At 41.7% G+C, this 23,566-nt stretch carries 24 protein-coding genes and 1 riboswitch; of the genes, 4 read left to right on the top strand and 20 right to left on the bottom strand.

The window, feature by feature from the left end; translation table 11 throughout:
• Positions 1-240: 240 nt before the first annotated feature.
• A complete protein-coding gene (locus tag AB5I83_RS02325; RefSeq protein ID WP_023627496.1) occupies positions 241-489 on the top strand; it encodes a ferredoxin in 249 nt (82 codons plus the stop codon).
• Positions 490-666: 177 nt separating this feature from the next.
• Here AB5I83_RS02325 and AB5I83_RS02320 read toward each other — a convergent pair whose 3' ends face one another.
• Positions 667-1,248, bottom strand: coding sequence for an ECF transporter S component (locus AB5I83_RS02320; RefSeq protein ID WP_448972533.1), 582 nt, complete (start codon positions 1,246-1,248; stop codon positions 667-669).
• Positions 1,249-1,413: 165 nt separating this feature from the next.
• A riboswitch (FMN riboswitch) is annotated at positions 1,414-1,546 on the bottom strand.
• A 295-nt stretch (positions 1,547-1,841) separates the two neighbouring features.
• Between AB5I83_RS02320 and serA the strand changes: the two genes are divergently transcribed.
• On the top strand, positions 1,842-3,416 hold the full coding sequence (gene serA / locus AB5I83_RS02315; protein ID WP_448972531.1) for a phosphoglycerate dehydrogenase: 1,575 nt from the start codon (positions 1,842-1,844) through the stop codon (positions 3,414-3,416).
• 80 nt (positions 3,417-3,496) lie between these two features.
• Here serA and AB5I83_RS02310 read toward each other — a convergent pair whose 3' ends face one another.
• The 17 genes from AB5I83_RS02310 to AB5I83_RS02230 all read right to left on the bottom strand — a co-directional run bounded on the left by AB5I83_RS02310 (position 3,497) and on the right by AB5I83_RS02230 (position 20,250).
• Positions 3,497-4,309 (bottom strand): histidinol-phosphatase, encoded by an 813-nt coding sequence (locus AB5I83_RS02310; protein WP_448972529.1) that lies wholly within the window; start codon positions 4,307-4,309, stop codon positions 3,497-3,499.
• A gap of 67 nt (positions 4,310-4,376) precedes the next feature.
• Positions 4,377-5,339 carry a peptidoglycan DD-metalloendopeptidase family protein gene (locus AB5I83_RS02305; protein ID WP_448972527.1) on the bottom strand — a complete coding sequence of 321 codons (963 nt, stop codon included), beginning with the start codon at positions 5,337-5,339 and terminating at the stop codon, positions 4,377-4,379.
• A gap of 211 nt (positions 5,340-5,550) precedes the next feature.
• Complete coding sequence (locus AB5I83_RS02300) at positions 5,551-6,786, bottom strand: hypothetical protein (protein ID WP_448972525.1); 1,236 nt, start codon at positions 6,784-6,786, stop codon at positions 5,551-5,553.
• Positions 6,761-7,312 carry an RNA polymerase sigma factor SigX gene (gene sigX, locus AB5I83_RS02295; RefSeq protein ID WP_448972523.1) on the bottom strand — a complete coding sequence of 184 codons (552 nt, stop codon included), beginning with the start codon at positions 7,310-7,312 and terminating at the stop codon, positions 6,761-6,763. The genes AB5I83_RS02300 and sigX overlap by 26 nt, the downstream gene beginning before the upstream one ends.
• Positions 7,313-7,985: 673 nt before the next feature.
• The gene (locus tag AB5I83_RS02290; protein WP_167831412.1) at positions 7,986-9,773 is read right to left on the bottom strand and encodes an ATP-binding protein; all 1,788 of its coding nucleotides are present in this window, start codon (positions 9,771-9,773) and stop codon (positions 7,986-7,988) included.
• Entirely contained in the window at positions 9,770-10,486 is a 717-nt protein-coding gene (locus AB5I83_RS02285; protein WP_448972521.1) for a response regulator, read from the bottom strand. The genes AB5I83_RS02290 and AB5I83_RS02285 overlap by 4 nt, the downstream gene beginning before the upstream one ends.
• A 112-nt stretch (positions 10,487-10,598) precedes the next feature.
• Positions 10,599-11,786 (bottom strand): c-type cytochrome biogenesis protein CcsB, encoded by a 1,188-nt coding sequence (ccsB, locus tag AB5I83_RS02280; RefSeq protein ID WP_448972519.1) that lies wholly within the window; start codon positions 11,784-11,786, stop codon positions 10,599-10,601.
• Positions 11,787-11,799: 13 nt separating this feature from the next.
• Positions 11,800-13,425 carry a cytochrome c biogenesis protein ResB gene (gene resB / locus AB5I83_RS02275; protein WP_448972518.1) on the bottom strand — a complete coding sequence of 542 codons (1,626 nt, stop codon included), beginning with the start codon at positions 13,423-13,425 and terminating at the stop codon, positions 11,800-11,802.
• A 30-nt stretch (positions 13,426-13,455) separates the two neighbouring features.
• Positions 13,456-13,977: a thiol-disulfide oxidoreductase ResA gene (gene resA / locus AB5I83_RS02270; protein ID WP_448972516.1), complete on the bottom strand. Its 522-nt coding sequence runs from the start codon at positions 13,975-13,977 to the stop codon at positions 13,456-13,458.
• A 63-nt stretch (positions 13,978-14,040) separates the two neighbouring features.
• Positions 14,041-14,766 carry a 23S rRNA pseudouridine(2605) synthase RluB gene (gene rluB, locus AB5I83_RS02265; RefSeq protein WP_448972514.1) on the bottom strand — a complete coding sequence of 242 codons (726 nt, stop codon included), beginning with the start codon at positions 14,764-14,766 and terminating at the stop codon, positions 14,041-14,043.
• A 504-nt stretch (positions 14,767-15,270) separates the two neighbouring features.
• Positions 15,271-15,804 carry a spore maturation protein gene (locus tag AB5I83_RS02260; RefSeq protein ID WP_167831417.1) on the bottom strand — a complete coding sequence of 178 codons (534 nt, stop codon included), beginning with the start codon at positions 15,802-15,804 and terminating at the stop codon, positions 15,271-15,273.
• 5 nt (positions 15,805-15,809) lie between these two features.
• On the bottom strand, positions 15,810-16,397 hold the full coding sequence (locus AB5I83_RS02255; protein ID WP_448972512.1) for a nucleoside recognition domain-containing protein: 588 nt from the start codon (positions 16,395-16,397) through the stop codon (positions 15,810-15,812).
• Positions 16,390-17,526, bottom strand: a complete 1,137-nt coding sequence (locus AB5I83_RS02250) for a D-alanyl-D-alanine carboxypeptidase family protein (RefSeq protein ID WP_448972510.1) — start codon at positions 17,524-17,526, stop codon at positions 16,390-16,392. The genes AB5I83_RS02255 and AB5I83_RS02250 overlap by 8 nt, the downstream gene beginning before the upstream one ends.
• Before the next feature lie 170 nt (positions 17,527-17,696).
• Positions 17,697-18,185 (bottom strand): YpuI family protein, encoded by a 489-nt coding sequence (locus tag AB5I83_RS02245; RefSeq protein WP_167831420.1) that lies wholly within the window; start codon positions 18,183-18,185, stop codon positions 17,697-17,699.
• Between the two features lie 160 nt (positions 18,186-18,345).
• Positions 18,346-18,765: a hypothetical protein gene (locus AB5I83_RS02240; protein WP_448972508.1), complete on the bottom strand. Its 420-nt coding sequence runs from the start codon at positions 18,763-18,765 to the stop codon at positions 18,346-18,348.
• Between the two features lie 146 nt (positions 18,766-18,911).
• A complete protein-coding gene (gene scpB / locus AB5I83_RS02235) occupies positions 18,912-19,502 on the bottom strand; it encodes an SMC-Scp complex subunit ScpB (RefSeq protein WP_448972506.1) in 591 nt (196 codons plus the stop codon).
• A gap of 4 nt (positions 19,503-19,506) precedes the next feature.
• Positions 19,507-20,250 (bottom strand): segregation/condensation protein A, encoded by a 744-nt coding sequence (locus tag AB5I83_RS02230; RefSeq protein WP_448973869.1) that lies wholly within the window; start codon positions 20,248-20,250, stop codon positions 19,507-19,509.
• Between the two features lie 199 nt (positions 20,251-20,449).
• Here AB5I83_RS02230 and AB5I83_RS02225 point away from each other — a divergent pair, with 199 nt between their 5' ends.
• Both AB5I83_RS02225 and AB5I83_RS02220 read left to right on the top strand, forming a co-directional pair.
• A complete protein-coding gene (locus AB5I83_RS02225; RefSeq protein ID WP_079509612.1) occupies positions 20,450-20,545 on the top strand; it encodes a YjcZ family sporulation protein in 96 nt (31 codons plus the stop codon).
• A gap of 133 nt (positions 20,546-20,678) precedes the next feature.
• Complete coding sequence (locus AB5I83_RS02220; protein WP_448972504.1) at positions 20,679-21,212, top strand: DUF309 domain-containing protein; 534 nt, start codon at positions 20,679-20,681, stop codon at positions 21,210-21,212.
• A gap of 13 nt (positions 21,213-21,225) precedes the next feature.
• Here the strand turns inward: AB5I83_RS02220 and AB5I83_RS02215 are convergent, their stop codons facing one another.
• Together AB5I83_RS02215 and lysA are read right to left on the bottom strand one after the other, a co-directional pair.
• Complete coding sequence (locus AB5I83_RS02215; protein WP_448972502.1) at positions 21,226-21,603, bottom strand: GNAT family N-acetyltransferase; 378 nt, start codon at positions 21,601-21,603, stop codon at positions 21,226-21,228.
• 433 nt (positions 21,604-22,036) lie between these two features.
• Positions 22,037-23,356: a diaminopimelate decarboxylase gene (lysA, locus tag AB5I83_RS02210; protein WP_448972500.1), complete on the bottom strand. Its 1,320-nt coding sequence runs from the start codon at positions 23,354-23,356 to the stop codon at positions 22,037-22,039.
• Positions 23,357-23,566 lie beyond the last annotated feature (210 nt).

Below are 23,566 nucleotides of genomic sequence, written 5' to 3'. Positions count from 1 at the left end.
ATAATATTCGTTGCCCACTATAGCAGAAAAATAATATACCCTTATTTTAACATGAAAATATCTTGTAAAATGTTTTATTTTCAACGAAAAAATCACTCAATGCCTTGTGTGATAAGCATTCTCAATACTTTTTTTATTGAAATGTTTGCGATACAGTTTTACAATAGGTATGAGGAATACGTTTTCACTAATTCGGTGGAAACAGCATATTATTGTTAAACACTTGGGAGGAATTATATCATGGCTAAGTACACAATTGTTGACAAAGAAACTTGTATTGCATGCGGAGCTTGCGGTGCAGCTGCTCCAGATATCTACGACTACGACGATGAAGGCATTGCATTCGTAACACTTGATGAAAACGAAGGGATCGTTGAGATTCCTGATGTATTAATTGACGATATGATGGATGCATTCGAAGGCTGCCCAACAGACTCAATCAAAGTTGCTGATGAGCCTTTCAACGGAGATGCTACTAAGTTCGAATAAGTAAATACATAATTCCCGCTTACAAGCGGGAATTTTTTGTTTTTTATACTCCTTATTGCTTTCCCAAAGACCGCAATTGGGTAATTACAAGTGCTAAAGCGATCTTTATTCAGTCCTATTATAAATCAAAAAGCAACGGTGCAGGCCGTTGCTTTTTGATTATCAATCTATTTAAGTTTATGCATTTTTAAATGTTTGCTGTCTCTCGATCCATGTTTTCATTCTTGTGAACATCAGCATGAAAATGACAGACATCAATATGCCTTTTAAAAAGTTAAATGGTAAAATCCCTGCAACGATCATCGCCTTGGCTTCTGGGCCAGACATGGCTGGCATATTCAAGAACAATGTGTAGGCAGGAAGGAACACGTAGTAGTTAAGCACACTCATCAGGATGGCCATACTTGTTGTCCCAGCCACGAGAGCAAACGTCATTCCTTTATTTGATTTCATACGCTGATAAATATAGTAGGTTGGCAGGATGAATAAAACCCCTGCTACAAAGTTGGCAACATGGCCTACGGGAACACCCGTATCACTGCCCGTCATAAAATAATCAAGCGTATTCTTCAAGAATTCTACTAAAATACCGGCTGCCGGACCAAAAATCAACGCAGCTATCAATGCAGGAAGATCGCTGAAGTCGACCATTAAGAATTTTGGAAATGGCGGCAGCGGAAAATTCAACAGCATCAATACATAAGAGATACTGCTAAGCATTCCAATCGAAACCATTGCTTTGACACTAAATTTTTTCATTTTTACTCTCTCCTTATAGAGATCCATCTCACATAAAGAAGAAAGATTCGGCAATCACATACCCATAACAAATAAAACCCCCAAGTTTTCTGAACTTGAGGGAGACTTGTGAAAGGCATGCTTAATAAACGATCAAAACCTGCATTTTTTGACCGTCTGCAGAACCTCCATCTTCTCCCATCCAGACTATACTGTCGGCTTTGGAATCGCACCAAATCCTGCCCTTGCAGGCTCGCGGGCTTAGAGAATTGATCTCATTACCGCCGATCGGGAATTTCACCCTGCCCCGAAGATAGACCATATTTATTTAACAGGTTTATTATACTGAAAAAAAAATCATTTGTGAAGGTGTATGCTTGTGAAGATTTTTTGACCGTTCTGTAAAGAAGCCAACCTGCCCTTGATTGCCCACATTATTTATAATTAACTTCTGCTAAATTCGGAATAACAGAATATATTTATAATAAATTAGTTATTTTTGAGAGCGCTTGCATTGTATTTATGAACAATCCCGCAGTTTGACAAAAGAATATTCGTTTTGTAAAATAATCAGAAAATTAACACTTTGTTTTACTAAAAGGAGTGGGTAAAGGATGTTTCACGTTCTAGCGGCAGATTCAATTAAGGAAGAAGGTTTACGGCCCTTATTAGAACAGGATGGGATCCAGGTACATATCGGGGGTGTAGATTCAGGAATTATCGATTTACAAAAGGTTGACGCCCTTCTTGTCAGAAGCGCAACAAAAGTCACCCAGGAACTGCTCGATCTGATGCCTTCACTAAAAATCGTCGGCCGTGCAGGTGTGGGGGTAGATAATATCGATATCGCCGAGGCGACAAAAAGAGGAATTGTCGTCGTCAATGCTCCGGATGGAAACACCATTTCTACCGCAGAACATACTTTTGCGATGATGTCAGCATTAATGAGAAACATTCCGCAGGCACACGCTACTGTAAAAAATGGCGAATGGAAGAGAAATAAGTTTATTGGGAATGAACTGTACGGAAAAATATTAGGAATTATCGGTTTGGGAAGGATTGGTTCCGAGCTTGCAAAAAGAGCCAAGGCTTTCGGGATGTCGGTAAAGGTATTTGACCCGTTCCTGACAAAGGAGCGCGCAGCAGTTTTGGGCGTTCAATTATCGTCTTTCGATGAGGTCCTTGCCGAAACAGATATCATTTCGGTTCACACACCTTTAACGAAGGAAACGAAAGGACTTCTTAACGAAAAGACTTTGAGCCAAACAAAGAAAGGTGTCTATCTCCTGAATTGTGCAAGAGGAGGAATAATTGACGAGATGGCACTCGCCCATTACATTGAAAACGGTCATGTTGCCGGTGCTGCACTGGATGTATTTGAAGTTGAACCCCCAGAGAACCACCCTTTACTTAAGTTTGATTCAGTTATTGCCACCCCACACCTAGGAGCCTCAACAAAAGAAGCACAGCTGAATGTGGCCACCCAGGTCGCAAGCGAAATCAGAACATTTTTTAAAAATAACCCTGTTGCCAACTCGATCAATCTTCCGGCTATGTCTAAAGAAATATATGAAAAAATCCAGCCTTATCACCAGCTAGCCAAAGAAATGGGGAAGATTGTTTCTGAATGCCATAACAAAGGAATCAATGAGCTTACAGCCACGTATTCAGGAACTGCGGCGGAACTCGAAACATCTTTTTTAACAAAGGCCCTGCTTGCAGGATTCTTTGAAAACCGCATTGATATGAAAGTCAACGAAGTGAACGCCATCCACATTGCAAAAGAACGAGGAATTATGGTCGGTGAAAAAGTGACCGGAAACTCCTATGGTTACGCAAATACGATAACAGTTACCGCACGAGGGGATGACGAATCTTTTACAGTGAGAGGAACTTACATTGACCATTACGGGCCAAGGATTGTCAATCTCGACGGCTTTAATATCGATTTCCATCCGTCAGGAAACCTTTTGTATATCCAGCATATGGACCGACCTGGTGTAATCGGGCATGTTGGAAAGGTGCTGGGTGACCATGGCGTGAACATCGCGACCATGCAGGTTGGCAGAAAAGAGGCCGGCGGCGAAGCCATCATGGTTCTCTCGTTTGATAAGCCCCTTTCAACAGATATGATCGGCAAGCTTGAATCCTTGCAGGACATTGTCACAATCAATAGTATCGTTCTATAAACACGGCAAACAGGCCTCCACTTATTGGGGCCTGTATTTTTTTGTGATGCGTTTCCTGCATCACAAGGATATTCCCTATCTTATCCCAAAGGATAGGATTTTCGCTCACCTTTGGAAAACGTCATGATTTCCTTATAGCCAACTTCCCTTGCAAGTTCAAGAGCCTGATCGAAATCAGCACCGACATGCTCTGGTACATGGGCATCTGAAGACAAGACGATCGGTATTTTCTTATCAAAACACATCTGCAATAGCCTTTTATCCGGATACAGAGTCTGGGTAGGCTTTCTTAATCCCGCCGTGCTGATTTCCACACAGGTCTTGGATTGTGCCAACGCTGAGGTCGCGCGGTCATACTGTTCCATGAGGAAGCTCTCATCTTCAGGTACATACTTAAAAATTTTCACAAGGTCAATATGACCGATGATATCAAACAAATTGGATTGAGCCAACGTTACTACCTGATCAAAATAACTTCTATAGACTTCGTAAACATCTCTTCTGTCCCATTCCTTGCGATACTCCGCAAGGTCGATTCCAAAATCACCAATCCAATGGATCGACCCAATAACATAATCAAAATCATAGCTTTGAATGAACTGTTCCATCTCCTTATGCTTGCCAGGAGTGTAGTCCATTTCGATTGACATTTTTACGTCGATTTCATTTTTCCAGGCTTCCTCAAAAAGGTGAACGTAATCAGCCATATCATAAAATCTGCGTTCATCCACCCAGCTATTGCGTAAAATATCCGCAGTCTGATAGAAATGATAAGCATGCTCAGAAATCCCGAAATGCTGGATCCCTTTGTTACGAGCTGTATCAGTGAACTTCTTCATGTAGTCCAGTGTCAATGTGCCTCTCTCAAGATGGTTGTGGTAATCCGTCAGCATAGTATCCATCCCCTTTGCACTCTTTTACCTATTATACTTTCATAAATCAGCATGGTACAAGGGGAGATTATTCAGTAATTAAGATTTGCTGTGGCTGTATGGTGTCAGATGTCAAATTGTTCAGAGCCTTTAATTTTTCCACAGACGTGTTTGTCTTTCTTGCTATTGAGATGAGAGTATCCCCTGAAGAAACGACATAGCTCTTTTTAGATGAACTCTTAATTGTTAAAATGTCACCCACTGAGATATGGTTACTGCTGATATTATTTTCTTTTTTAATGGTCTCTACTGTGGTGTCATATTTCCCTGCGATTGACCAAAGAGTCTCCCCTTTTTGGACGGTGTGCTTTTCTGAAGAGCGCTGCTCAACTGCAAGTGACGTCTCTACATTTTTATTTTCATCGTCAGGATGTATGCTTTCACCTTTATTACTAATATCGATATTATCCATCAATCGAAGCTTGGCGACTGTCTCCAACGTCACTTCACTTCCTTTTTTCTCCATAGCTAAAATAGGCTGTCCCACTACAGCTTCACCTAGTGCCAATACAGGATCGATCGCATTTTCCTTTTCATAGGTCCAATTATCTTTATGAATCTCAAAATGGAGATGAACCCCAGAGGAATCGCCTGTATTTCCCATTAATCCGATTACATCACCTTGCATGACGACCTGTCCTTCTTTTACGTTTCTTTTATTCAAATGGGCGTATACAGTTTCAAGGTTGTTATCATGCTTGATAAACACAACATGTCCATAGGAACCAGAAAAATATGATTTTGTTACTATCCCTTTATCAACACTATGTATAGGTGTCTTGAACTCACCAGCAATGTCAATTCCCTTATGATGGCCATGACGGGTTCCATATAAGTCTGTTATAACTCCATCAGCAGGCCATACCCAATCTGAAGTTAATTCTGTTAAATCGAGCATTTCCGCTTGAGAGTGCTTTCCGCCAAGAAATAGCAAACTGATACAAAGTGCCATGATCCCGGCAATGAGTAAACGCTTTATGTAATCCTGCATTTTCTTCCTCCTTAACTTTTTGCTCCCTTTCCATCCCTATGACAGCCTGTACAAAAATAGAACTGGATAGTGGAAAAGAAGCAGCTAAAAAAAGCACATTCGTTATAATTGGTGGGAAACTGCTTTTTTATGCAAAAGAAGGAAAATTTGTTTATGTGCTAGCGTTTTGAAGTGCTTAAGCAAAAAAAAGAAAGACCAGATGGCCTTTCTTTTAGTCAATGTTTTTCTTGTTCGGAGCGAGTGGCAGCGAGAGGACTTCGTTCATATTGAAAGGTCCAATCTGGTCAATGTTGGCATTTGTGAATTTAACACCTGTATATTCGAACTCGCTCGCTGTCATCAAGATGGCCTCGAGATGTGGCAGGAAACTTTCGTTCAAAGTCGTATCATCAGTTAAAGTGATTTCTAACACTTTATCTTTTGATTCAGTTTTTGCAAGCTTGAAATCATCCGGCAGGGAAGGTGAAAGGTACCCTATCTCATCACTCTTCCACATCTGCGCAAAAGCCTCGCCAATTGTTTTAAACTGTTCTTTAGTTGGAACAAGGTACGGATTCTGTACCTCCTCCACAGTCAAAAATAAGTACGCCCGCCTCTTTTTTGTTTCTGAGTTAATCGGAAGCTCCTCCATGGTGCCAAAGTTCCCTAGATTAATCCCCAGTTCGCCCTCTGTCGTCAACACCATTTTATTGATCCCTGCTCGTGAGAAATTCTGTGTCATGGAATCAACAAAAATAATGTTTGCAGCACTTCCATATTGAAATGGGTGATCTGGTTTTACATCCATTGTCAGTGTCTTGGTCGCTTCATCGTAATTCCAGGATGCATCTATTGGATAGTAATCGGTCAATCCCCATTCCTCTTCTTTAAGCTTAGGCATCATTTCTGTATAACTGTCTATCCATCTTTTCCCTTCTTGCTTTGGGATTGTAACCGTAACTGGAACAACAGTCATAACCTTCGGGTCAGGAATGGCATAGCTGAGGAATTCCGTAGTCTCGGTGTCTATTTCCTCTGGATATAACGAAATCAGTCCCTCATATGGATTTACTTGATCCATGGCGGCAAATTCATTTGCTTTTTCTTCACCAGCTGCTGAATCCGCCATGAAAGTACTCTCTTCCTTAGCAGCACTTTTATTTGCCGAATCATCCCTGACAGCTGTATCCATCTCCATTGACGACTTGGCTTCTGTTGCGGAGTTTCTGTCCATACTTTCCTGTGATGCGTCGTTAACACCTAGCAGTCCAGGAGAAAGGATGAATGCGAGGAAGAGTACGGCAGCAAGTGCAGCGCCCGGTATAACCCATGCTGGCATTTTCTTTCTTTTTTCAACACGATGGGCGATATTTGAATAAATGTCACGAGAGTCGCGATGATCTTTTATCTTTGGCATCTGGCCGAGGATTTCTTCTAGCTGCTTATCGCTTAGCTGTGACTTTTTCACTAGTCATCCCTTCCTTTACAATCATTTCTTCCATAAGCTTTTTCAGCGTCTTCAACCCGCGGTGCTGGGTTGTCTTCACTTTGCTTTCTGTCCATGATAAAGCTTCTGCTGTTTCACTTATGGATAGCTCATGTATATAGCGCATGATGATGACCATTCGCTGGTCAACCGTGCATTGATCGAGGCACTTGTACATCATTTGAATTTCTTCACTTTGGAGCGCCATTTCCTCAGGTAATGGCTGGTCATCCCTTACCTGGCGCGCAGACATATCGAAGGATTCAAGCAATCGCTGTTTCCAGCCCTTATGTTTTCGGAAATGATCAATTGCGACATTCTTCGCAATCGAAAACAGCCAGGTCTTCTCACTGCTCTTGCCTTCAAACCGGTCGTATGCCTTCAATACGCGGATGTACACTTCTTGCACAAGGTCTTCGGCCAACTCCCTGCTTTTTACCATATAAAATAAAAATTGAAAAACGTCATGATGATATTTTTGATACAATTCATCAAAAACGGAGTTCATAGGTCTTTTCGCCTCCGTATTCATTAGATTAGTCGTAAATAATTAATTAAAGTTTCATATTAACTATATTATTTTTAGAATGGAAATGGAAGGAATTTTCGAGGACAAAATAATCGAAAACAGAATCCCATTCATTAAAACAAACTTTATCATCCTATGAGGACTTGAAAACCACTTTCCACTTAATTACCATTGATCATGCCCGGGAGGTGGTGATCTAATGGACACTTTCCATTGAATTCTGTCTCTGTTTGGCCAATAGAGGCGTTCTAATTGACACTTTTCTCTGGATTTCGCTTCTGTTTAACCGTTAGAGGCGTTCTAACGGACACTTTTCTCTGGATTCCGCTTCTGTTTGGCCGATAGAGGCATTCTAACGGACACTTTTCTCTGGATTCTGCTTCAGTTTGGCCAATAGAGGCGTTCTAACGGACACTTTTCTCTGGATTTCGCTTCTGTTTAACCGTTAGAGGCGTTCTAACGGACACTTTTCTCTAGATTCTGCTTCTGTTTGACCGTTAGAGGCGTACTAACGGACAATTACCCCTCTATTCTGCTTGAGGTTGTCCGATAGCGGGAACAGAATTACCTTTTTCAAAAACACAAAAAAGTCCACCCACAAAACGGGATGGACTTGTTCTTTGTTCCTTGTGAATCAAGATTAGTCGGCAAGTTATTCAATATTTCGAGGGATGAAAAAGGAAAATGTCGTTCCTTGTCCGAGTTTGCTTTTTACAGAGATATTCCCTCGATGGGCGTCGATAATATTCTTAGCGATAGCCAGTCCAAGACCGGTTCCGGATACTCCTCGAGTTCTGGACTTATCGCCTTTATAGAATCTTTCGAACAAGAATGGCAAGTCTTCCTCGGGAATACCTGGTCCTTGGTCGCTCACCTCAAAGTATATGCCTCGTTCATCGGTTCTTCCTTTGATGACAATAGATGCCGAATCGGGGACATGCCTGATCGCATTATCTATCAGATTGGTAAGAACCTGTTCGATACGGTCCGGATCAAAACGGAAATCACGTTCTTCTGAATCGAACTGGACTGATAACTCAATCCCCTTCTCTTTCACCAGACCATGAAATTTACGGATAATCCGATTTACATAAGGATTGATTTCAACATTTTCAAGGTTCAGAAGAATATGACCTGCTTCCATACGGGCTAAATCGAGCAGTTCATTAACAAGGCGGCCCATTCTTAGTGATTCATCGTAAATAACTTTGGCCATTTCCTTCTTTTCTTCATCTGTTTGGGCGATGTCATCGACAATGGCTTCACTATAACCTTGCATCATCGAAATTGGTGTCCGCAATTCATGTGAAACATTGGCGATGAAATCTTCTCTCATTTTATCGAGCTTTCTTTCCTCTGTCATATCACGTACAACAGCTACAGCTCCACGGATGAACCTTTTATTATAGAGCGGGCTGACGATGATGACCCAGGTACGTCCCTGCGCTGTGATTTCCCCAACCTGCTCTTTCTCCGTATTGACCGCAAGCTGGAATAACTCCATGACCTCGGATGGGACGGCATCTGTATTCTCGGAAGCCAGGCCCTGCTCATAATACCAGTATCTTAAGAATACTTCGGCAGGCGGGTTCGTGATGAGGATGGTTCCATCGCGATTAAAGGTGATCACTCCATCTGCCATACTGCTAAGAATGCTAGTCAGCTGTTCTTTTTCCTGACTTAATGCATTCATATTGAATTTCAACTGTCTGCCCATCTGGTTGAAGGCAGTGGCCAGTTCACCAATTTCATCATGAGTGAGGATGGGTACCTTCGTATCAAACTTTCCTCTGGCGACTTCGAAGGCAGCCTCCCTCATTTTTCGCAAAGGGGCAGTAATCCTCGTAGACAGGAAGAAAGCAAAAATTGTTGTCAGGACTATGGCGACGCCTGCAGCAAGCAAGATGAACTTGGTTGTCAACCTTGTCGTCTCTTCCATTACTTCAAGCGACTGGTATATGAAGACTGCTCCATTTTCATTTTCAAACTGGTGAAGCGGAACACCAATCATTAAATACTGGGTATCATCCACTTCGTTTGAAACACCTGGCATGGAAGTAATCATATCTACAGTCTGGTCGTTCTTAAAAACAGCAGAAAGATCGTCATCATTCATAAAAAATGAAATGGGCACATGTGTCGTGTCTTCTCCACCAGGTGAGTAAAAATAAGTATTCTTATCCTTAACGATCGTTACCCTAGAATCATCGTCGACCATTTCCCATGCGATCTCTATGCCTAATTGTTGTTCCTGGCCAGGGTGATCTTCCAGCACCCTGGCTATTTTTTCAGCAGTATTGGTCATTCCTCTCCTGGTTTCATTAATATGATAATTTTCAAAGAATTCCATCAACATGACTGTCAGGATGAATAACACAAATGAAACGAGCAAAAGGATGGTAATCCAAAGCTTACCTACTACACTGCGCCAAAACATCATTCATTGACTACCTCGAACTTGTAGCCAACCCCCCAGACTGTCACAATCATCTTAGCAGCCTGTTCTGATACTTTATTCAGCTTCTCGCGCAATCTTTTAACATGAGTGTCAACGGTACGCAAATCACCGAAAAATTCATAATGCCAAACTTCCTTCAATAATTGCTCACGGTCAAAAACTTTATCTGGTGCTTTCGCAAGGAAGTAGAGCAGTTCATATTCCTTAGGCGTGAGGCTGACTTCTTTTCCATCTGCCAAAACCCTATGGGCATCATTATCAATGGTTAAATGAGGGAAAACAATCACATCTTTTGCCGACGTTTCTGTCTGCAAATAACTAGTGCTAGACGAACGGCGAAGCATTGCTTTGACCCTCAAAACAACTTCACGAGGGCTGAACGGCTTGACGATGTAATCATCAGTCCCAACCTCGAAGCCTTGTACCCTGTTCACTTCCTCACCCTTCGCGGTAAGCATGATCACGGGCGTTGACTTCTTTTCACGAAGGTCACGGCAGACCTCGATGCCGTCTTTACCTGGCATCATCAAATCCAGAAGAATGACATCGTAATCGTTTGCAAGCGACTTCGCCAGCGCTTCATTTCCATCTTCTGCTTCATCAATTATATAGTTCTCTCTTTCAAGATACATCTTCAATAAACGTCTGATTCTTTCTTCATCATCCACTACTAAAATCTTTACGTCTTTTTCCATAAGGTATATCCCTCCCTGCGATTATTTTACATAAACAAGAGTCTTCTTTCCATGCTTTTTTAAAAAAGGCCTTCACTAAAGACAGTGAAGGCAGCCATAAAATTGACACAAATTAAGATCCTGCATAAGAATGCAGACCTGCGATAACAAGGTTAACTGCTACCAGGTTGAACATGATAATGATAAAACCGATGACCGCAAGCCATGCGGATTTTTCGCCATGCCAACCTTTTGAAAGACGTAAGTGAAGGAATGCAGCATAGAAAAGCCAGGTAATCAATGCCCATACTTCCTTCGGATCCCATCCCCAGAAACGCGTCCAGGCAATCTGCGCCCAGATCATTGCAAAAATCAACCCGCCAAGCGTGAATACCGGGAAGCCGATCAGTACCGAACGATAACCTATTTCATCGACGAGATCCATATTGATGTTTTTCGTCCATGGCTGCAATACAGCAGCAATGCGCTTGCGCAGGATAGCTCTTAATAAAACATATAATACTATACCCGCTGCTAGCGACCAAATAACCGTATTCAGCTTCTTCGCACTGATGATAGCAGGTGTCTCGAACAATGGTTCAAAGCGATTTTTATCCGTCAGCTCATATTGATGTGGACCAACCAAAGCAGGAATTGTGTATTCCTCTGTTGCTGGCTGTCCATCCTTATTGATATAGTTGAAGTTCGCTGAATAGTCTGTTGCTGCAAAGAAGCTCGATACAAATACAAAGCCAAGAGTACTGATCAATCCAAATAAGACAATTTCAAGCCATAATGTGCTTTTGCTTTTCTTCGACTGATCAACACTTCTGACAAGATAAATCAGTCCTGCAGCAAAACTTACTGCCAAGATTGCTTGTCCAATCGCTGTTGTCGTTACATGGATATGGAGCCAGTAACTTTGCAAAGCCGGAATCAACGGGGTTACTTCCCTCGGGAACATACTTCCGTAGGCAATGATCAAAGCCGCTACTGGCAAGGTGAACAAGCCAAGCAATGGCGTTTTATAAATGAAATAAATAGCGATAAATGCCCCAACTAAGGACATTCCGAAGAATGTCGTAAATTCGAACAGGTTGCTGACCGGTGCGTGCCCTGAAGCGACCCACCTTAAAATAAAGAATGTCAATTGGGAAAGGAAGCCTGCAATCGTTACTAGGATCCCAATTTTCGCCCATTTATTAGGGGCATTTTTTTGATCTGCATGCCTTTTATCCTTTATTGCTCCCCCAAAAAATAATATACCAACTAAATAGAGGATAAACGCTGTAAACAGAAAGTTAGAACTCAACTCAACCATTAATTTTCCCTCCTTACTCCTTCTTGTCTTCGGCTGCCTGGTCCTCCGGAGCCTCTATTCCTGAATCGGAGAAGACATCTTCTAGTTCTCTCTTCAAACCATGCCAGTTTTTATTCGTATGTGCTGCTGTCCAAACCTGGCCATTCACACGTCTTAACCATACACGTCGATGGTTCCAGTATGCCCCCTGGATGACACCGATCATGAATATTAATCCACCAAGCCCAATGATCCAAAGGGTATGGTCTTTTCTGACAGTCAGGGCAGTAACATTTTTCGTTTCAATCCCTGCGAATGTCATCTTGTAATCATTTTCGCCTAAAGGCTCGAGATTCTGCCTGATGGCTACGAAACTGACTTCACCTTCCGTATTCTCAGGAGAGAACATCTTGAAAATAAAAGCAGGATTATTAGGAATACGAGACTTCGTAGCTGGTTCCCCATCATCATTGAATTCAAAATCCGGAAAATAGCTCATTATTTCAACTTTATAACCATTTCCTAAATCGTAATGCATTTCCGGATCATATAAATCTACTTCTACAGTACCGAATTGTTCTTGTGTTTCTTTATTCTCAAGATTTAATGACATTTTGTTCATTTCATCAAGCTTGTAATCAACCTGGTATAAAGCAAAACCGTCTACCTTCAGAGGTTTATTAACCTGGATTGCCTGGTCACGGACCTTTTCAAGCTCAGGTTTTTCCCCGGGGATTATTTCCCCCTGCCTTTGATAAAGAGTAGCATTGGTCTGATAGTTTTTTACAACAGTCCCTGCCTTGTTGATGGCATCCTGGAAGACTTCCTCATCTTTATCTTTGTCGTATACTTCAAAGATGAATTGATTGTTTTCAAGATAATATTGGCCTTCTGTACCTGGGATTGCTTTTGTTTCGCCTTCCCTTAACCAGAGGATTTCATCCACATACATTCCAGGTACGAACCTGAGCATGCCCCCAATCAAAAAGATGATCAGGCCAAGGTGGTTTACATAGGGACCCCATCGAGAAAAGCGATTTTTCTCAGCGAGGATATCTCCATTCTCCTCACGCAGTTTATAGCGCTTTTTCGTCAGATTCTCTTTAATTTTACCTACTGCTTCATCTGACAACTCGGCATCTGACATACCGAACATTCTCTGGCGCTTTAAAAAGCTTTCATGCCTTGATACTCTCTGGTTTTTCAGAGACCTGTAAAGCGGAACCACCCTGTCGAGGCTTGCAATCACAAGTGATATTCCTAGCGCAGCGATTAGAAGCAGGTACCACCAGGAGCTGTAGAGGTTGTGGAATCCCAGATCGTAATAAAGTTTACCAAGCCAGCCATATTGCTCTTCATAATATTCCCATGCCGGCATGACTGGCGGAATATACATTTCCTGTGGAAAAATCGTACCCAATGAGGATGCGATCAAGAGGATGACAATCAGCCATACCCCCACCTTCACTGATGAAAAGAAATTCCATATTTTATCAATGATTGTCTTGTTATAAGTTTGGGACCGGCGCGCGCTACCTTCATAGCGCATATCAACGAGCTGCTTTTCTTTCTCTTTTTCTTCCAGCAGTCTTCCGCAAGATTCACATAGGATCGTTCCCTGCGGATTTACATGGCCGCACTCACATTTTACTTCGTTCATAGTAAAAACTCCCTGTTCCCCTTACTATTTTTAAGGTTTTATCTGTTCCATGAAGTCACGGACTGTTTTTTCATCTAGTTCCCCTGTATGGCTTTTTAAGACAATGCCTTCTTTGTCAATCAAGAAAGTGATTGGCAGCGGGTTAATACCATAAGCCGCCTGTACTGGTCCATCGTCGATCATGACCGGGAAAGTCATCCCTTTTCGCTCAATGAACCTATTTACAGCAAGTTCTGATTCACCGGAGTCAATTGCCAGGACCTGGACACCTTTATCCTTGAACTGCTGGTACTGATTTTCAATATAAGGCATCTCTCTCTCGCAAGGTTTGCACCATGTTGCCCAAAAATTAAGGAAAACTCCTTGTCCTTTATAATCAGAAAGCCTGTGTTTATTGCCTTCCATATCCACAAGGACAAAATCAGGAGCAGGTTTTCCAATCACAATCTTCTGGTTTTTATCCTTATTCATGTTGGCGTATAATGTATAGCCAACAGCCAGAACCATAACCGCAAGAATAATAGTTCGAGTGATTAGACGCTTCTTTTTCATTCCTAAACCTCCCACCGTATTTCTCCCTCATTATAACATTACAACTGCCATTAGTCGGTAAGTCTATGATTTTTTCATAGCCAGGACACGGAGCTGCTTAACCTCATGATGTGTAAGCTCCCTGATTTCCCCAGTTCTTAAGCCGTTCAGCGTCAGGAATCCATATTTTTCTCTTTTCAGCTTTAATACTGGGTGCCCAATTGCCTCAAACATCCTCCTGACCTGTCTGTTCCGGCCCTCATGGATGGTAATTTCAACGATTGCGGTATCTTTCTTTTTATCGACACTCAGCATTTTCGTCTTTGCAGGCGCCGTTTTCCCATCTTCAAGCATGACGCCACGAGCCAGGCTCGTCAGCTTTTCTTTTGAAGGAATCCCCTTCACCTTCGCCACATACACCTTATCTATTTCATTACTTGGGTGCATGAGCAAATTCGCAAATTCACCATCGTTCGTCAACAATAGCAGTCCCGATGTATCATAATCCAGCCGTCCTACAGGATAGATCCGCTGTTCGATTGTCTGGAAAAAATCCGTAACCACTTTGCGTCCTTTATCATCCTGTACGCTCGAAATAACTCCCCGGGGTTTGTAAAACAAGAAATAAACCGGTTCTTCCCCTTCAATCTGCACTCCATCCACTTCAACTCTGTCAGATGAAGTCACCTTCCGGCCAAGTTCTTTGACAACACTGCCATTTACCCTGACTCTTCCTTCGAGGATCAATTCCTCGGCTTTTCTTCTCGATGCGATTCCTGCATGAGCAATCACTTTTTGCAGTCTTTCCATGAAGGTCACTCCTATTTAATATCAATTACCTATGGTTAATATTAATATCTAATCCATCCCTATGAATTATGACATAAGTCTCGCTGTTTTCAAAGTAAGCAATGGCGTAAAAAGTGAAAAATAAATAGTGAATGTTAATTGTTCTTTAACATTGTTTCGTTAAGCTCACCTGCTAAACGGATATTTTCCTTATATATTGTTGCTTTAGAATAGGGTGTATTACCATTCGTTGTTGATTGCGAAGGTATGAGGAATCTTAAGAGGAGAATTTCCTGCTATTGTAGATAGATGGTGCTTATGAAGCTGGATTAAGAGGAGATATTCCGGTTAACTGCTAAAAATCAGACAAAATCTAGCAATTTAGATTAAATAAGCGGAAAAACAACCCTTATTTTTAAGAAAAGAAGGGTCGTTTCCATTTTAACCGGAATTCTTCCGTTTATTTCAAATACAACATTCCGGCTTCAAGGGTCAAAAAAAAGATACCCTCTAGAGGTATCTTCTTTATTTTGAAAACATGAATGTGACGACGATGATTGCTGTTATGATGGCAACTGCGTCAGCAAGGAGGCCGACTTTAAGTGCATCTCCCATTTTTTTGATACCGACTGCTCCGAAATAAACGGTGAGGACATAGAAAGTTGTATCGGTGCTTCCCTGAAGGGTCGCTGCCAGAGTGCCGATAAAAGAGTCCGGCCCGTGTACACCAATCAGGTCGCTGGTAATTCCGAGTGCCGCTGTACCTGAGATTGGCCTGATCAGCGCGAGCGGAACAATTTCTGCCGGAATTCCCACCATCTCAAGTCCAGGGCGAATCCAATTCACCATTACATCAAGTGCGCCGGAGGCCCTGAAAACCGCAATGGCGACCATCATCCCTACCAGGAATGGCATGATGGACACAGCCATTTTGATCCCTTCCTTGCCGCCTTCTACAAAACTTTCATATGTGGGAACTTTTTTATACGTTCCATAGATCAGGATAAAAGCGATCAAAACAGGGATGAACCATAATGATATCGCAGACACAATTTCCATTTGATTCACCCCTTCTTGCTTCTTCTATAGTAAAAGAAACGATCTATTAATATTGCTGCAAAAGCAGAGACAGCAGTTGCTACAAGCGTCGGTCCAACGATATCTGTCGGGTTGGCGGAATCATAATTCATTCTGATTGCGATTACAGTGGTTGGAATGAGGGTGATGCTTGCTGTGTTGATCGCAAGGAATGTGATCATAGACCGGCTTGCTTCATTTTTCCCATCATTCAAGTCCTTTAGTTCTTCCATTGCCTTAATTCCAAGAGGTGTAGCAGCATTCCCAAGCCCAAACATGTTCGCAATCATATTCGATAGTATGTAGCCCATTGCTGGATGGCTGGGAGGAACTTCAGGGAACAGCTTTGAAATGAACGGCTTAAATAATGTTGAAAGCTTGGATAATAGCCCTGAATCTTCAGCGATTCTCATCATGCCGAGCCAGAAAACTAGGATGCTGATCAATCCGATACTAAGTGTGATCGCTTCCTTTGCACCGGTAAAGACAGCTTCATTCACTTCAGCCATTGTGCCATTCACCATCGCAAATCCAAGGCTGATTAGAATCATGAACACCCATATATAATTAACCATGTCCATTGACCCCTGCTATTGAGGTAAAGATGTTTTTAAAAAGATCAAAAAATGACTTTTCTTCTTCTTTGTCTACTTTGTAATAGACCGGTAAACTGGCAATCTGCTGATCGTTTAGGTAAACATTCGCACGGCCAGCGATAGGGTCTCTCATATCCTCCTCATTCGGAGCCAACTTTTTCAATCTGTACTCTACTCTGACCAGATCTTCTTCTTCGGAAGTCAGCGGGTAAACAAATGAATGATCCAGATAAACTTTATCTTTATAGTGGGATTCTTTAATCCCTTTAACTTTTCCTTTTGAAAGAAGTTCAGCAATATCGTAATTTGAAAATGCTGTTTCAAACATCTGGATGTGGTCATTCCAATCATCAGGTGCATTTAGAGTGACAGCAATTAATCCAAAATCATCCTTTTGCGCGGTTGAGACTAATGTTCGTTTCGCGCGCTTTGTATAGCCCGTCTTTCCTCCGGTACTATATTTATACTTTTCTGTCAGAAGCCTGTTCTTATTTTTCCAGACCCTGTCCCATGTTTCAGTTGGATTTGGAGCTCTGTGAACTTTTGTCCCAGAAATCTCCTTGTACACTTCACTTTCCATTGCATAGCGAGTCAAAATTGCCATGTCATAGGCTGTGGAAACATGATTCTCATGATCATCCAATCCGTGGGGGTTCGCAAAATGCGTATTTTGCATACCGATTTGCTGGGCTTTTTCGTTCATCATGTATACAAATCCATCGAGGCTGCCACCTACATGTTCCGCGATGGCGACGGCAGCATCATTACCAGACCTCAGCATCAATCCATACACAAGATCCTCCAGCCTGATTTTTTCTCCCGGCTTCAAATAAATAGAAGATCCTTCGGCACGGACCGCCTTCTCGCTTACTTTCACCTTCTCATCCAATTTGCCAGATTCTATCGCAAGAATCGCCGTCATGATCTTTGTAATACTGGCAATCCTGCTTACTTTGTGTGCATCTTTCTCAAATAATACCCTGCCAGATTCCTGTTCTATCAAAATAGCGCTTCGGGCACTTACTGAAACAGTAGCCTGTGCTGTTTGAGGAATGCTGTAAATCAACAGAGTGGCAATTAACAATAATTTTATCGAAATCCTTTTCATTGAAAGACCCTCGTCTCCTTTGGCAGTTTGTACAAGTTTATGCAGGACAAGGTGTGTTATGACATAAATCGGAGGGAGAGAACAGCGTGGCCTTAATATTCCCCTTGATTTTAATAAATCAAGTCATGAAAAAAGGAACAGCTTTTAAAATAGCTGTTCCCTGAAATTCATTATCTGGATTGAAGCATTTTTGTCCGGTAATCTGTTTCGTAATATTCAAGCTCTTCGCGGGCTCTTTGAAACCCGCTTTCAAGGCTGACCATCAGTTCATTGAGGTGAGCAGGCACAGTCTGCCTGAACTTGATTGCATTTTTACCAGTATAGGCGGCTCTGCTGTCTTCATACCAAGCATCACTTTTAGGAGAGAAGAACTCTTCGATGCATTGATAGTAGATACGGTATAGCGTTTTCTCAGCTGCCGGCTTTGAGAATACTTCTGCCTGGAGGATCACCTTGCAAGCGTCCAGGCCTTCATCGGAGTATACAGCCAGCTTTCGAAGGCTGGAAAGAACGATTTTATAGTATTCTTCATCTGACGTCTGCCCTTGTATTAGTTCTTCAAGGGTTGTTTCATTCAGGTAGTTTTCTAGCTTTACAACGGTATCCGCCAGAAATCCCCTTACTTCCTCGATTTGTGTTTTTACTATTGAATTCCCCAAACTGACACCCCCAATGGATTTTAACCATTCCTTATTGCGAGACTTGCTGCCCTCCTATGGCTCTAATGAAGAACATCATTCTGGAATCGGTTCACATAGATGTATACCCGCAACCAAGAATGTAAAGAACCTGTGAGAAAAGATTTAAAGTTTTACGGAATTAGACTGGCTGGACAATATAATCTAAAGGAGAGCGCACTTCATATGACCCTTTTTGCTCGATGCCTTCATAGATCCCCGGAATTTTATTGAAATCTAGGCCGTTGAAAAGTTCCGCAAATTCTCTTTGTTCATTTATATATACCCTTTTGCGGTGTCGATATCCAGGATTTTTCAACAATGCAGCCAGTGCCACCAAATCCCTCATGTATACTTCCTTACTTCCTGCTTTGAAGATGGGGTCCTGAGCAAATGGAGTGATACTTCCAGCCAACTCATCAAAAAACCTTACATAAAGGACATGCAGGGTTTTCTCCTTGCCATCTTCTACAAAAGTTACTTCGCTTCGGTTGAAAAAATCCTCCGAGGTGTTTGATTTTTCTTTTTCAAGTTCATAACCAATACATTGCTTAATAAGCATGGTATTCCTCCCGTTGGACATTCATTCTTAATTAAATCCTTATGTAGAAAAAATGCTTTTAAATGCCTGTAAACTGGCACCCGTCCAAGCATTTCACAAATAATTATTTTGATTTTATCATAAATTCTAAACTTTGTGCACAAAAGCTATTGATCTGCTTCCATTGTTTCCTGGAATTTCTCAAAGAATAAATCTGCGTCATCCTGCACATCGTCCTCCACATGATCGGGAAGAAGAGGAAGCTCGCTTATATTTTTCAAGCCAAAGTAATCCAGGAATTCTTTTGTTGTTCCATATAGGATAGCTCGTCCAGTACCCTCTGCTCTGCCAACCTCTTTAATCAGCGCTCTTGATGAAAGCGTATGAAGCGGCCTTTCCGTTTTCACTCCGCGGATTTCTTCAATTTCAGCTCTAGTAATTGGCTGCTTATAAGCTACAATCGCCAAAGTTTCTAAGGCAGCTTGTGACAAATGAGCAGTTCCCGGTGATTCAACAAGCTTCTTTAAATAATCAGCATGTTCTTTTTTCGTGGCCAGCTGGTACACACCGGCCAGCTGTACGATTGTTATGCCGCGGTTTTCGTCTTTTTCATAATCCTGTTTAAGTTCGGTAACAATTTCATTTGCCTGGATTTCATCCACTTCAAGCACAGCTGTAATTTGCTTCATGCTCAAACCCTCATCACCGGCTGCAAACAGAAGGCTCTCCAATATTCCTTTCCACTTCACTATTCCCACGAGTTTACTCCTTTCTGGCTGTCATGTATATTTCAGCAAAGTTCCGCTCTTGCTCAATGTCGATTTCTTTCCGTTTAATCAACTCTAAAATCGCCAGGAATGTAACGACAATATGCTCGCGGTCAGATTCGGGAAACAAATCATTGAATTTTTTCCTTTCGCCGCTTTTTTTCAAGAAGCTTAAGACCTCATCCATCCTTTTTTCAATGGAAATTTCCTGACGGGCGATTTTAGTTGACATTGGCCTTTGCAGCTTTTTTCTTCTTAATAGCTTTTGAAATGCACCCAGCATGTCATACAAAGAGATATCCAAGTCTGTATTTTCACCCTTGGTTTCGAGGGCATATTCCGTAAGGTCACTTGGGGGCTTGGTATACATAAGTCCCCGTTCCTCTTCAAGTGATTTCAGGTCTATCGCTGCCTCTTTGAACTTTTTATATTCAATCAATCTCTCCACAAGTTCATTTCGCGGATCGCCATCATCATCAAATCCAAAATCATCTTCCAGTTCTTCCTCATGCTTAGGGAGGAGCATCTTGCTTTTGATTGCCAACAGGGTCGCTGCCATTACAAGATATTCACTTGCGACATCCAGCTGCAGTTCCTTCATTGCATGAATGTACATCAGATATTGTTCCGTTATTTCAGCTACTGGTATATCGTAAATATCAATCTCCAAAGTATTGATCAAGTGCAGAAGTAAATCCAACGGACCTTCAAAGGCCTCGATTTTCACATTATATTGCATCATTTCCCACCAAAATTCCTATATTGAACTGCATCATTATATAAGTATAGTAGATTCACTTCATGTTATCCATTACTAATTTACATCGTTAAAACTGAAGTTATTGTAAAAAGTAGGCGATGCGCCCAAACCATTCTCCTTGTTCCTGCATATGCTGTGATTGAATACTAGGCTATTTCACTAATAGGAGGTATGTTAAATGTCTGATGGAAAAGGTTATGGTTACGGTGCAGGATTTGCTTTAATCGTCGTGCTTTTCATTTTGCTCATCATCGTTGGTGCTGCCTGGTTATAAGCTTGTGCAATCCCAATGAAGAAGATGCCCGGCACTGGCCGGGCTTTTTTATTTCCAGCTGAACGGCACTTGTTCCTTTTATCATTTTACTGATTATATGCTAAGCTAGTAGTACTTGATAGGGGGTTAATTCATGATTAAATATCCAATATCCTATATACAATATCTCGCTCATTTCCATGGAGACAGAGATTATTTTGAATGCCATGAAATACTGGAAGAATATTGGAAAGCGACAGATGCCGGCAATAAAAAATCCATTTGGGTGGCACTAATCCTTTTGGCGGTATCAAATTACCATCATCGCCGGAAAAATTTCTCCGGAGCTTTACGGACTTTAGATAAATCACTGGAAATCTTCTCAAACGATAAAGATGCGGTTAATCAGTTGGGAATTGATCCTGACCTTTTGTCAGGCACACTGCGTAAAAGAAAAGAAAACTTACTTAACAAGATCCCTTATACAAGCTTTAACCTTCCTTTACTTGACAAGGAACTTGAAAGACTTTGCCTTGAAGAATGCAGACAAAACGGATTTACTTGGGGGACCTGCAGCAATCTCGAGAACCTTGATTTAATCCATCGACATTCTCAACGAGATCGAAGCGATGTCATTACAGACCGGCAAATGGCTCTTGAGGATAGGAAAAAAAGAGACAAAAAATAAAAGGCAGTTGGATTTAACATCCACTGCCTTCTGCACTATTGTCTACCTCACTGCACTTTTCAAAAAAGGATGCTGTTTCAGCATTAGCAACTGCTGTCCATTCAGGAAACATCTCCTGCAGGGAGTTGACCATACGCCTTCCTATTCCCTGGTGGCGGTGTGATGGGTTCACTGAGATGTGCATAAGCTGCATCAGTTTATCCTCAGTGAAGTTAACACCCAAAAGCCCGATGATATCTTCTCCGTCCTTCCACAAAAACAGCTGCCATGAATCATCACTTTCATAACTCCTCATCGTCTGCTGAAGTTTTTTCAAATCCTTTTCATTTGGCATAAAAGATAATAATCCCATCGCGATCTTTTCAAATGCCTTTTTATATCGAATTAACATAGATATCCCTCATTGTGGTTTGCCAATAATAATGGAATGATAACAAATCTATTTTTTCCATTTTTCATCCAACTTAAACCCTTGACTCCCCCTTTTAGTGGAAGCGAAAAAATCACTTGTAATAACACGGTTTTAATAATATATGTTTTTCCTCGAATGATGGTTCAATATTTTACTTGAATTGATAATATCATACATAATCTAAAACGATACTTCAAATCTTTTCTGAGACTTATTGTCCCGGTACGATGAAAAACCAGTAATAGGCTCCCCAGCCAACAGACATCAAAAGCAATAACAGGAATAACAGCCAATTGTTCTTTCTCAAACGGAATCCCTCCCAATCTGTAATTCTACAACAAGACCGGGTTTTTCGCCAACCTAGCGAAATTTCCACTTTTTAGCCTTTAAAAAAAGCTGCGCAAAAGCAGCTTTAATATCTTACCTTTTCTTTAAAAGGAAGATCTAATTTTACCATATCCTCGAATGTTTCGCGGCGCACGACAAGGGTGTCCTTTGAATCTTCCAGGAAAACCACTGCCGGTCTAGGCAAGCGATTATAGTTATTGGCCATTGAATACCCATAGGCTCCAGTGCAAAAAACAGCCAGAACATCCTGGTCTCCAGCCTTTGGCAGCGGAAGGTCCCAAATCAGCATATCACCTGATTCACAGCACTTACCAGCAATCGATACAGTTTCATCAGGTTTATCCATAACTCTGTTCGCAAGGACTGCTTCGTATTTAGCCTGGTACAAAGCAGGTCGGATATTGTCGCTCATTCCTCCATCGACAGCTACGTACTGGCGGACATTCGGTACATCCTTTCGCGAACCAACTCGATAAAGTGTTGTTCCTGCATCCCCTACCAGAGAACGACCTGGCTCGATCCAGATTTCCGGCATTGCCATTGAAAAATGCGAAGCTTGCTTTTTCACTTCAGCAATGATTTCCTCTACATATTGAGCTGCTGGGATTGGATCATCTTCGTCTGTATAACGGATCCCAAAACCTCCGCCAAGATTAAGGACTGTAGATTCGAATTTAAGTGCCTGTTTCCACTGATGAAGTTTTTCAAAGATTTTCTGTGCAGCAAGGATGAAGCCAGTTGTTTCAAAGATTTGCGATCCAATATGGCAGTGCAGACCAAGAACTTCGATATGTTGATCCTCCAGGCAAAGTTCAATCGCCTTATCTGCTTGTCCATTCTGTAAATCGAATCCGAACTTGGAGTCTTCCTGGCCCGTTAAAATATAATCATGGGTATGCGCTTCAATGCCGGGTGTAACTCGCAGTAAAACCTTTATTTTCGTATTTTTTTCTTTACAGATTTCCTTGAGCATTTCCAGCTCATAAAAGTTATCGACAACAATGCAGCCGATATTGTGTTCGATGGCCATGATCAGTTCTTCACGGCTTTTATTGTTGCCATGAAAATGGATACTTTCTGTCGGGAAGCCAGCAGCAAGAGCTGTATAAAGTTCTCCGCCTGATACAACATCCAGCGAAAGATTTTCCTCAGCCGCCAACTGCACCATTGCCACAGTTGAAAAGGCTTTGCTTGCATACGCCACTTGAGCGGTTATACCAGCATTCTCAAACGTTTTTTTGAACGCTCTTGCCCTGTCCCTGATTAAGGCAACGTCATAAACATACAGCGGAGTTCCATACTTCTCAGCCAGCTGGATTGTATCAACACCGCCAATTTCCAAATGTCCTAGTCGATTAACTGTTGCAGTTCCATGAAATTCCATGTTGTCCCCTCATCCCTTGCCATTTAAGATCATAATTTTCATTGTTCAGTCAATTTAGCATAACCTGTTCTTTCGCGCTGTTAAGCTATCCATCTGAAAAAGATAAACAAATAGACAGTTCATCTGGTGAACTGTCTATTCTATTTTTCGCTTTAAGTCTTTAGTAAATTAAAAACACTTTATCATAATTTGAGGGAACGTGCAATTGCT

The organism is Mesobacillus sp. LC4 (assembly GCF_053543455.1).
Note: the sequence above shows the minus strand (reverse complement) of the source record. Positions and strands in the feature narration are given on the sequence as shown.